The sequence below is a fragment of the Spirosoma sp. genome, assembly GCF_048594605.1.
Classification (GTDB): domain Bacteria; phylum Bacteroidota; class Bacteroidia; order Cytophagales; family Spirosomataceae; genus Spirosoma.
The window spans coordinates 1-11005 of sequence record NZ_JBMDWV010000374.1; the positions used below are offsets into that span (position 1 = coordinate 1).

Below are 11005 nucleotides of genomic sequence, written 5' to 3' on the forward strand. Positions count from 1 at the left end.
CTATGACTGCCCCCGAAATTCATCTAAAAAAGTCGGTGGCTCAGAAGCTTAACCGACCAATAACCATTGGCCGGGTTGCCCACCTGACCAAAGCGCAACCCCAGCATCTGGCCGTGGGCCGTACCGACTGCCAGTTCCGAAACCGTTGTACGCGAGGTTGTCCTTACGGTGGCTACTTTAGCTCGTTAGCTGCTACGTTACCAGCCGCCCGAAACACAAATCGGCTCACAATTGTCCACAACGCGATTGTGAAAGAGATTATAGTTGACGAAACTACGCAACGGGCCAAAGGTGTTCGCGTTATTGATCAGAATACGCTGGAAGTGCGGGAATTTTACGCCAAAATTTTCTTTTTGAATGCCGGTACCATCGGCTCTACGTCGATCCTGATGAACTCCAAATCAGCCCGTTTTCCGAACGGACTCGGTAACGACAGCGATCAGTTGGGCCGCAACCTGATGGATCACCACCTGGCCATTGGCGCGCGGGCCGATATCGATGGGTTCGAAAGCGATTATTACTTCGGCGCCCGGCCGGGCAGTTTGTACATTCCGCGTTTCCGCAACTGGGGCAATGACAAACGTAGCTACCTCCGGGGATTTGGCTACCAGGGCGGGGCCAGTCGGGCCGATTTTTCGAGGGGTGCAACGGAACCAGGGTTCGGCGCTGATTTCAAAAAAAGAATGACCCAGCCTGGCCCTTGGAAAATTAGCCTGAGCGGATTTGGTGAAGTGCTACCCGATCCGAAGAATCGGTTCTACCTCAGTAGCGATCAGACCGATAAATGGGGACTTCCGCAGGTGGTTTTCGACGCTGACTTTGGCGAAAACGAGCTGGCTATGCGCAAAGACATTATGAACGATGGGGCCGAAATGCTCGAAGCTGCTGGTTTTAAGAACGTAGTGGCTTACGATAATCCTGTTGCGCATATGGGACTAGGCATTCACGAAATGGGAACAGCACGAATGGGCAAAGATCCCAAAACATCGGTTCTGAATAAATTCAATCAGGTTCATGCCTGCAAAAACGTATTTGTGACCGACGGCTCGGGCATGACCTCCGCTTCCAACGTAAATCCTTCGCTAACGTATATGGCTCTTACGGCACGTGCAGCCAATTATGCGGTTGCGCAGTTGAAAGCCAGGAATCTATAAGCTGACCATCTGACGGATACTACACCGGTGATACGTAAAGAGTAGAAAACAGGACTCACTCTGTTCTGGTAATTGCCTATTCCTGACTCAATTAGATCGCTTTTATGGCGAATACCTTTACGTATGAACAGACGAGTGTTTATTAAAACAACCGGCGTCATTGGGGGAGCCTACGTGCTTACCGGATCTGCAACCGCAGCCAATCTGCAGGCACCAGCCGAAAGCTACTGGCTCGATGGCCCAATGCGCTGGGCGCAGCTGGCTTTTGTGGAACGAGACCCCGGTCATTACGACCCAGATTTCTGGCTCAGCTATTTTAAACGCATTCATGCCGATGGTGCGCTGCTCAGTGCCGGGGGCGTCGTTGCTTTTTACCCAACGCAGATTCCGCTGCATCACCGAAGCGACTTTCTGGGCAATTCCGATACGTTGGGCTATCTGGTAGAAGGTTGCAAAAAACAGGGCATGAAGATTATGCTACGTACCGATCCTCATGCCGCCCGCCAGAATGTATACGACGCTCATCCCGACTGGATTGCCGTTACGTCCGACGGGCAGAAACGTCGCCATTGGGCCAATTCGGATTTGTGGGTAACCTGTGCGCTGGGACCCTACAATTTTGAGTTTATGCCCCAGGTGAATAAAGAAATCATGGAACGGTTTCAGCCCGAAGGTATTTTTTCAAACCGCTGGCATGGTCATGACATCTGTTACTGCGAACATTGTCAGCGCAATTTCAAAACATATTCAAACCTGGAGCTGCCGCAAAAAGCCGATAAACTAGATGCTACGTATCGAAAGTGGGCAGACTGGCGCATGAAACGACTGCGGGAAGTGTGGGCTTTATGGGATTCAGGTATTCGTCAGCAACGGTCGGCTTCCCGCTTCATTCCGAATGGCTTCCCGGACAAAATAGTAACGGGCAAAGAAGCCGATCTTTTTTTTGCTGACCAGCAGGCTCGTCGGGGCTTGATACCGCCCTGGATAAACGGAAAAGGGGCCAAAGAACTCCGCGCTACGTTGGGGTTAAAACCCCTGATCGGAATCTTCAGCGTCGGTATTGAAGAGGAATTTCGCTGGAAAGATTCGGTTCAGAGCGATGCCGAAATCCGGACCTGGGTTGCTGAAGGCATTGCCAATGGCATGCGCCCCTGTTTCGTGAAATTTGGGGGCGACATCTACGATAAACGCTGGATGGACTCCGTTGCCCATGTGTATGAACAGCATCATAAGAACGAGAAATACCTACGGAATACGGCGTCGATGGCCCGGGTTGGGTTGGTTTATTCCGAGCAGACCGATCGGAATTACGGAGGCAAACCCTGGCAACAGAAAAGCGCTGACCACCTGGATGGTATGTACCACGCACTGGTCGAAAGCAGGATTCCGTTTGATATGGTCAATGACCGTTTGCTTACACCCGACGACCTGAAGTCGTTCAAATTGCTGATCCTGCCCAATATCGCAGCCCTTTCCGACGACCAGTGCAAGCAGTTACAGGCTTTTGTTGATAAGGGTGGCAGTTTGGTCGCTACGTTCGAAACGTCACTCTACGATGAAGAAGGCAAACAACGTAACGATTTTGGATTGGCTAATCTGCTGGGCGTTTCGTACGATCAGAAAGTGGAAGGTCCTATGCGAAACAGCTATCTGCAACTACGCCCGGATGCTCAAAACAGTCAGACCCAGCTCATTCTGAAGGGTCTGGACGACACGCCCCGGATTATAAATTCCGTCTACAAAGTGAATGTAAAACCGACGGCTACGTTCCCAAGCCCCGTTACGCTTATCCCAACGTATCCGGATTTGCCTATGGAAGACGTGTATCCACGAGTGAGCACAACGGATACCCGCGAACTGTATCTGCGACAAGTGGGAAAAGGGCGAGTAGCTTACATACCCGGCGACCTGGACCGTTCTTTCTGGCAGTTATTAAGTGTGGATCACGGTCAGCTGCTGAGTAACGTAATCAATTGGGCGCTTGATGAGGAGTCTGTTGCCAACGTAACGGGGCCGGGCGTGATTGATGTGAACGTATGGCGGCAGGCTAAATCCATGACGGTACACCTGGTTAATCTGACCAATCCAATGATGATGAAAGGCCCATTTCGGGAATTAATTCCTGTGGAGGCTCAAGTGATTATAAACGTTCCGGCGGGCGCAAAAGTGACGGGTGTAAAACTACTTATGAGTGATCAAAAGCCTAAATTTGAAAGTAAAGGTCGAAAAGTAACCGTATCCGTTCCCCGCATACTCGACCACGAAATTATCGCACTGGATTTGGCCTAACACGATAATCTATACCGTCTCTAGTGAACATTCACTACCTACAAAACAGAATATGGCCTGGAAACAAGTTATTGACCCGTTTAACAGTATCATTTTATCCGTGTTGGTGGCGTCCGTGCCGATCCTGTTCATTTTCTGGGCACTGATTATCCGAAAAATGAAAGGCTACCAGGCAAGTCTGATTGCTACGGGAATTGCCATGCTTATTGCCGTTTTTGTGTACGGTATGCCCATCAAACTAGCGCTTCTGTCGGCGGCTCACGGTGCACTGTACGGTTTGTTTCCAATATGCTGGCTGGTTATTATGGCCGTGTTTCTGTTCAATCTTACCGGTAAAAGCGGTCAGTTCGAAATCGTCAAACATTTCATGGCGTCCATTACGTCCGATCGGCGGTTGCAGGCCCTACTGATTGCGTTTTCCTTTGGCTCTTTCCTGGAAGGGACCGCTGGCTTCGGCGCTCCGGTTGCTATTACGGCGGCCATGCTGGTTGGGCTGGGTTTCAATCCGTTGTACGCGTCGGGCATTTGTCTGATTGCCAATACGGCACCTGTTGCGTTCGGCTCCATCGGTATTCCTATTACGGTAGCTTCGCAGGTGTCGGGCATTCCTGAAATGCCGATTTCGCAGATGGTCGGTCGAACGTTGCCGATCCTGTCGGTCGTATTACCGTTCTATCTCGTTTCAATTATCGCTGGTTTCCGAAAAGCGCAGGAAATCTGGCCAGCCGTGCTGGTATCGGGAATTTCGTTTGCCTTTCTTCAGTACTTCTCGTCCAATTTTCTGGGGCCCTTCCTTCCCGACATACTTGCCGGGCTGGGTTCCATTATCAGTCTGATGATCTTTCTGCGTTTCTGGAAACCGAAAGTCATCTGGCGTTTTGCCAACGAACCCGCTGCTACGTTCAACACCGACACGCAGTATTCAAACACGGAAATGCTCCGAGCCTGGTCGCCGTTTATTGTACTCACCATCATGGTGATTGCCTGGGGTATGCAACCGATTAAAGATGCGCTAAATTCGGTCGGGCTGATTCAGTTTGAATTTCCGGGATTACACAACGCCATCCAGAACGCAGACGGAACGTTGTTAGCTAAAATCTTTAAATTCAATTATTTATCAGCCGCCGGAACCGCCATCTTTGTTGCCGCGCTCATTGCCATTCCGATGGTTGGGTTAACGTATCGGGAAGGGCTTTCTGTATTTGGCGCTACGTTGCATCAGCTCCGTTTCCCGATTCTGACCGTAGCTGCCGTGTTGGGTTTTGCTTACATCGTCAACGACTCCGGCATTACGCTCACCCTCGCCGACGTACTGGCCAACACGGGCGTACTGTTCCCATTCTTTGCACCGATTCTGGGCTGGCTGGGCGTGTTTATAACCGGCTCCGATACGTCGGCCAATGCCCTGTTCTGCAAGCTGCAATACGCAACGGCTGAGTCGATTCAGGTCGATCCGGTAGTAACGGTGGCGGCTAACGTATCGGGTGGCGTGGTGGGCAAAATGATTTCGCCCCAGTCTATTGCGGTAGCGGCAGCGGCTGGCGATCTGGTCGGGAAAGAGTCGGATTTGTTCCGATTTACGGTGAAGCACAGTTTTATCATGCTGGCCGTCATCTGTCTTATTACGTTGGCGCAGGCCTACGTCATCAAATGGATCATTCCCGTTTACGAAATGCTGGACGCGAAAAAGGCGACTGTCGTAACCGACGTATCGAAAGGTTTTACGTACCTGATGATTCTTGCCATTCTTTTAGCTGTCGTTGCTTCTTCGGTTGTATTGATCGCCCGGAAGAAAACACAGCTCCCTAAACGTATAGCAGGATAAGGAAAAAAGATGTTCACATTTTTTGCTCGAATACCCCACCAGTGGCGGGGTATTCGAGCATTACTTTTTAGAATCACTGTTGAAAAAAATCAATCTTGTCAGCATCACTGTTATTAGTGATCAGGGTCTCTCCGCCACTGTTGGGTGCAATCACTACGCTAAAGGGCAAGGTCCCAGTCGTAGAACCCGGAGTTAAACTGCCCGTCAGACCAAACGCACGAACATCGCCGGCCGGGATTACCGTATTGGTTGTCAGCACGTAGAAGTCCGGATCGCTGGTACCATCAAAAGTCCAGATGCTATTCTGTACCGTGTTGCTGCCTACCGAAGTGGCTCCTCCAACAAAAGTCAGACTTACTTTGGTGTCCTTGGCAAGTTTGACGGTGATAAGCCCTGAAGTGGCTACGTTGTTCAGTTCATAAACCTCTACCACTACGTTGATGGGCGTTGTATTATAGGTGGTTGAGGGGCGGGCGTAGATCACCGGTGTAAGATCAGGGGCAGGGCCTGTAATACCGAAGTTCGCATTGCTAACATCAGCCGTGACTATACCAATCGACAGAATGCCATTAACCTGCCCATCATTACCGGCGCCAGCTCCCAGGTTCTCACCCGTGCTGGAGTAGCTGGTTGGCAAGACTACAACCGGCACCGCAGCCTGGCCAATGGTAGCGGTGTTGGTAGTGATGTAGGTTGTATAGCTATGCCCGGGTAAAGCGCCGAAGCTGAACGTACCATCAGCCGCCACAGGCATTATTCCGGACACGACATTCGTGGTATTGTCGTAAAGAATAGCGTTGAGCGTCCCGCCCGCATTGGTACCCGTTCCGTTGACCGTATTATCAGTCAGGCCGTTACTATCAAGAAATACGTTACCACTGATAGCAAACGCCAGATTGACCAATGGGCAACTGATTCCATCATTACTCGTAGCCGGACTTGTGGTAGAGAGCAGCGTGGCGACCCCGGTGCTCTGGTTGATTTTGTAGTAACGCCCCTGGTTATTGGCAAAAGCGTACAGCGAACCCGATGGGTCGATGAACTGACCCCCAAAACCCGACGTCTCGCCTTCAATGCCCCCCCCGCTGGCCGTGGGCCCCAGCGTGACAACGCCCGTCGCCAGATTTAGCGTAAAGAGTCGACGCGGATTGGCCCCTGAACTGCTGGTGATGCCGTTGATCAGATTCGTGGCACTGTTATAAACCCAGTCGGCCGGGTTGATGGGCGTGCTGATGGCTTTGCCATAGGTGGGGCCCGTCTGCAAGCCAAAGCTGGTAGCCGGGTCGACCAGCCGCAGGTAGGTCGCCGGGCGGGATGCGTTGATGTCCACGACGTAGTAGGTGGTCCCATTCGAGTTATAGAGCACCAGATACCCCCCCGTGATGACCTCCCCTGTGTTGAAGCCCGTGGTGGGCAGGTTAGGGATGGTGTAGCTGGTGGTCGAGCCAGTAGCGTCAATACGTACCACCTGCCCCGTGGTCGGCGTAAAGCCCCAGATCAGGTTATCCACTGTGCTGTAACCAGCCCCGTTAATATTTACACCCAGCGGAGCGACAGTAGATTGAACCCCCGTAGCAACATTATAACTGTAGAGTGTAGAGGTGGTTTCTCCTGACGGCACTGCTACCTGATAAGCGATCCCCGCTTCGCAATTAAACTGAGCGGGCGGAGCGAGTTCGACCAGCGGACAGCTCGCTCCATCATTACCCGATGCCGGACTCGTGGTGGAAAGTAACGTAGCGGCCCCCGTAATCTGATTGATCTTATAGTAACGCCCCTGGTTGTTGGCAAAAGCATACAACGAACCCGATGGGTCGATGAACTGACCCCCAAAACCCGACGTCTCCCCGTCAATGCCCCCCCCGCTGGCTGTGGGCCCCAGCGTGACAACGCCCGTCGCCAGATCCAACGTGAAGAGTCGGCGCGGATTGGCCCCTGAACTGCTGGTGATGCCGTTAATGAGTCCCGTGGCACTATTGTAGACCCAGTCAGCCGGGTTGATGGGCGTACTGATGGCCTTGCCATAGGTGGGCCCGGCCTGCAAACTAAAGCCGGTGGCCGGATCAACTAGTCGCAGGTAAGTAGCTGGGCGGGCGGGGTTGATATCGATGACGTAGTAGCTGGCAGCGTTGTTGCTGTAGAGTGTCAGGTAGCCTCCCGTGATGACCTCCCCCGTGTTGAACGCTGTGACCGGCAGGTTGGGGATGGTATAGCTGGCTACCGAGCCGGTGGCATCAATACTAACCACCTGCCCGGTGGTGGGGTTGACGCCCCAGATCAGGTTATCCACCGTGTTGTAGCCGGTTCCGTTGACATTGATGCTCAGCGTAGCGATGGTGGTGCTCACCCCGCTAGTGATGTTGTAGCTGGAAAGCACGGACGTAGTTGAGCCGGTGGGCACGGCTACCTGATACACCACGCCCCCTACGCAACTAAACGGAACGGCAGCCAACGGAGCCGCAAGTGATCCGAACGTATAAGCTGTGTAGGTATTGGGCGCAAAAGCGGCTACCGACGTCGTGATGCTACCCGAACCCGACAATGTACCCGATATGGCGGTTGCGCCCAGGTTTTCCCATTGACTGGTAGACGGGTTATAGCCCACAATAATCAGGTCGCTCAACGTATTGCCCGTCAGCGTAGCGAGGTTACTCGCGGCATTCCAGGTGAGCGTCAGATTCGTAGATGCGCTACCGTTGACATCCCAGTACTCGACCGGACTGACAGCCGTAACGCCGGTGCCCCGATTAGCCGTTGGAAACGGCCCACCCGTCGGCAACGTAGCAGCACCGGGGTCAGCTTTGAAGTAAGCCGCCTGAAACCGGGCAGATGATGCCGGAGCCGAAATACCAGCGGGACGTAGCGTGGTTCCATCGCCGATGGGAAACGTAAAGGCTGTTGTGCCTTCTTTCTCTGCGTAGCCATTGACGTGCGACGCATCGGACTGGCCCGCCGAGGCCGAACCCGTCGTAAAATAAACGTTGCTATTGGGAGCGTTACGTGGGGTAACGAGATACCCCGTGTTAAACGTTAAGGTTCCGTATGCGCCATAGTAGGCCGGCGGGTAGACTTGGGTAGTCCCGTTGATCTGACTGCCCTGCCCATATCCCATAACGGCTATAACCAGCAGGAAAATAATGAGGTAATTAGATTTCTTCATGATACCGAGAGTAAGACCATCAAAAACAGATGAACAGAAGGGCACTGATAGTAGAAAGCAGAATTAACCCAGATGAGCACTCGGCTACCGGGTAAGAGACGGGACGGTTCAGGACGGCCGGTTCACCCCTAATCAGGCGAACTCGTAGCACCAGCAACCTGGAAGCGAGTCCTCAGATAAAAATGACTGTTATGATCATACTGGCTTTACCCCAGTTGAAATTTGCCCCACTCGCTGCGTACATATTGAATCGGTACCCAAGTGTAGTCGTATTAACCAGTTGTTCAATATACCCTCTGGCTGCAAATGTCAGCGTCACAGGCGTGCCCCCCGTATTGACCGTTTCCACATACTGACCACTGATCGTCTGCACAGCAAAGGGAATACTGCCTGTGGAGTTTACAAGCGGAATCGTAGTTTTCCGGGAACCGATGGGCTCCTCGGTTCCATTCTTGAGGAATCGTACGCCGATGTAGGTACTCATACCGGAGTTACTGACATTACCATTAGAAGCTGCGGGTACGCTGTACGATACGCTTACAAGCGCATTTCGGTTGGCCGGAATGGTGAGGGTCTGCGATAGCCCCAAGTCCACATTATTGTTGGTATATGTCCCATTGCCAACGGTCGCTTTGCTAACATCAACGGGACCCGTAGCGACGACCTGATATACCTGAGGCAAAACGGTAACCGCTTTTTTAACGACTCCATTGGCATCCACGGCCAGGATATCATCATCCGCCGTTCCCAGTTGCAAGCCCTCTAACCGTAGCGGATCACTAATCGCCGTGACGTGTAATTTATTGGCGGGAATAGTCTGATTGACACCCATATTCCCATTTTGCAGAATGACGGTATGCTGCCCGCTGGTTCCCTCCACATCCAACACACCGTTGGTGGTAATGGAGCCTGGATTCGCGCCAACTTTAACCTGTGCCTGCGCATACGTAGCGATGCAGGCAAATGACATGCCAAGTAAAATTTGTTTGAATTTCATAGTGTTTGATTGAAAAATGGTAGACAAAAAGGTGCGTTGTATTGGCTTCCCGGAGACTAAGACCTAAACAACCAGTACGGTTAAACTCAATTTAGCAACTGGGGTAAATATAGATAAACATGAACATAACTCAATTAGAATAGATACACATATTATTAAAAGAAATCATGTAAATACAACAGAAGTCTGATTTTATAAACCAAATACTTAATTAAGAAACCTTAATTTTGCTCTGAAAGAATTAAAGTATCCATGCGGGCATCGTTCATTTTATAATTCACCCGCTAAGGCCATAGCTGGCCGCTATTTTCTACTCAAGGAAAGACCAATTGAGCAACTGCCAGAATCAGATTTTTATCATAAAGTGCGCAGTACTTTTAAGCGAAAACCGCTCAGACGTTTTTCTTTGCAGGAAAACAGTTTAAACAAAAGTTTCACGCTGCCGGATATGAATATTGTTGTCTTAGATGGTTACACGCTAAACCCCGGCGATCTGTCGTGGGAAGGAGTCGAGCAATTAGGAGACGTAACGGTTTACGACCGCACGTCAGCCAACCAGATCGTGGAGCGGGCGGCTGATGCCGAGATTCTCTTCACCAACAAAACGCCTTTACGTGCTGATACACTGGAGCAACTGCCTAAGCTACAGTTTGTTGGTGTATTGGCCACAGGCTACAACATTGTTGATACCGACGTAGCAAAAAAGAGTGGAGTCGTTGTCAGTAACGTACCAGGTTATGGTACGCCTTCGGTGGTTCAGTTGACCTTTGCCCTGTTGCTCGAGCTAACCCATCACGTTCAGCGCCATAGCGATTCGGTACGTAACGGCAAGTGGGCCAGGTCTGTAGATTTTTGTTTCTGGGATTACCCGCTGGTTGAACTGGCCGAAAAAACAATCGGCATTATCGGCTTTGGCAGTATTGGCGAAAAAGTGGGCGATGTTGCCACGGCCTTCGGCATGAACATCATCGGCTCGAAACGACACCGAACGGATCAGTCGCACCGCAGGAATTTCCGCTGGGCCGAAGTTCCCGAACTGCTGGAACAGTCGGACGTAGTAAGTATTCACTGCCCGCTGACACCGGACACGCAAGGCTTGATTAATAAAGAGAATCTACAGCGGATGAAACCATCGGCTTTCCTGATTAATACGTCTCGTGGGCCTATTGTGGTCGATCAGGATTTGGCCGATGCGCTCAACAACGACGTCATTGCTGGGGCCGGCATCGACGTATTGTCCGTTGAACCACCTGCTGCCGACAATCCATTGTTTACCGCCAAAAATTGTTTGATTACGCCCCACATTGCCTGGGCAACGAAAGAAGCCCGCGAGCGACTAATGGCCATGACAGTTGACAACCTGAAAGCGTATCTGAGCGGAAAGCCAATCAACGTAGTGAATGCGTAAACCTATCGCAAAACACGGGATAAATCCAGTAGATACGTTACTCCATCCATCATACTACCAAAACAGGCAATCGCTTTCATCAAAAATCCGTACAAGCATACGTAGCATTAGTGGATAATTTGCTAACGCTACGTAGAGTGATGTGGTAGTGTGGTGTCGGGTTCTCAAACCC

At 51.4% G+C, this 11005-nt stretch carries 6 protein-coding genes; 4 read left to right on the top strand and 2 right to left on the bottom strand.

The features are described from left to right. The 3 genes from ACOJS8_RS23400 to ACOJS8_RS23410 form a co-directional block, all read left to right on the top strand. On the top strand, positions 1-1154 hold a 1154-nt coding region (locus ACOJS8_RS23400; RefSeq protein ID WP_420150980.1), incomplete at its 5' end, for a GMC oxidoreductase. 123 nt (positions 1155-1277) lie between these two features. Next, a complete protein-coding gene (locus tag ACOJS8_RS23405; protein ID WP_420150981.1) occupies positions 1278-3443 on the top strand; it encodes an alpha-amylase family protein in 2166 nt (721 codons plus the stop codon). A 52-nt stretch (positions 3444-3495) separates the two neighbouring features. Continuing rightward, complete coding sequence (locus ACOJS8_RS23410; protein WP_420150982.1) at positions 3496-5268, top strand: L-lactate permease; 1773 nt, start codon at positions 3496-3498, stop codon at positions 5266-5268. Positions 5269-5341: 73 nt separating this feature from the next. Here the strand turns inward: ACOJS8_RS23410 and ACOJS8_RS23415 are convergent, their stop codons facing one another. Beyond that, complete coding sequence (locus ACOJS8_RS23415) at positions 5342-8428, bottom strand: beta strand repeat-containing protein (protein ID WP_420150983.1); 3087 nt, start codon at positions 8426-8428, stop codon at positions 5342-5344. A gap of 172 nt (positions 8429-8600) precedes the next feature. After that, entirely contained in the window at positions 8601-9425 is an 825-nt protein-coding gene (locus ACOJS8_RS23420; RefSeq protein WP_420150984.1) for a hypothetical protein, read from the bottom strand. A 448-nt stretch (positions 9426-9873) separates the two neighbouring features. On the opposite strand from ACOJS8_RS23420, the gene ACOJS8_RS23425 reads away from it, so the two are divergent. Next, the gene (locus ACOJS8_RS23425; RefSeq protein WP_420150985.1) at positions 9874-10833 is read left to right on the top strand and encodes a D-2-hydroxyacid dehydrogenase; all 960 of its coding nucleotides are present in this window, start codon (positions 9874-9876) and stop codon (positions 10831-10833) included. Positions 10834-11005: the final 172 nt, after the last annotated feature.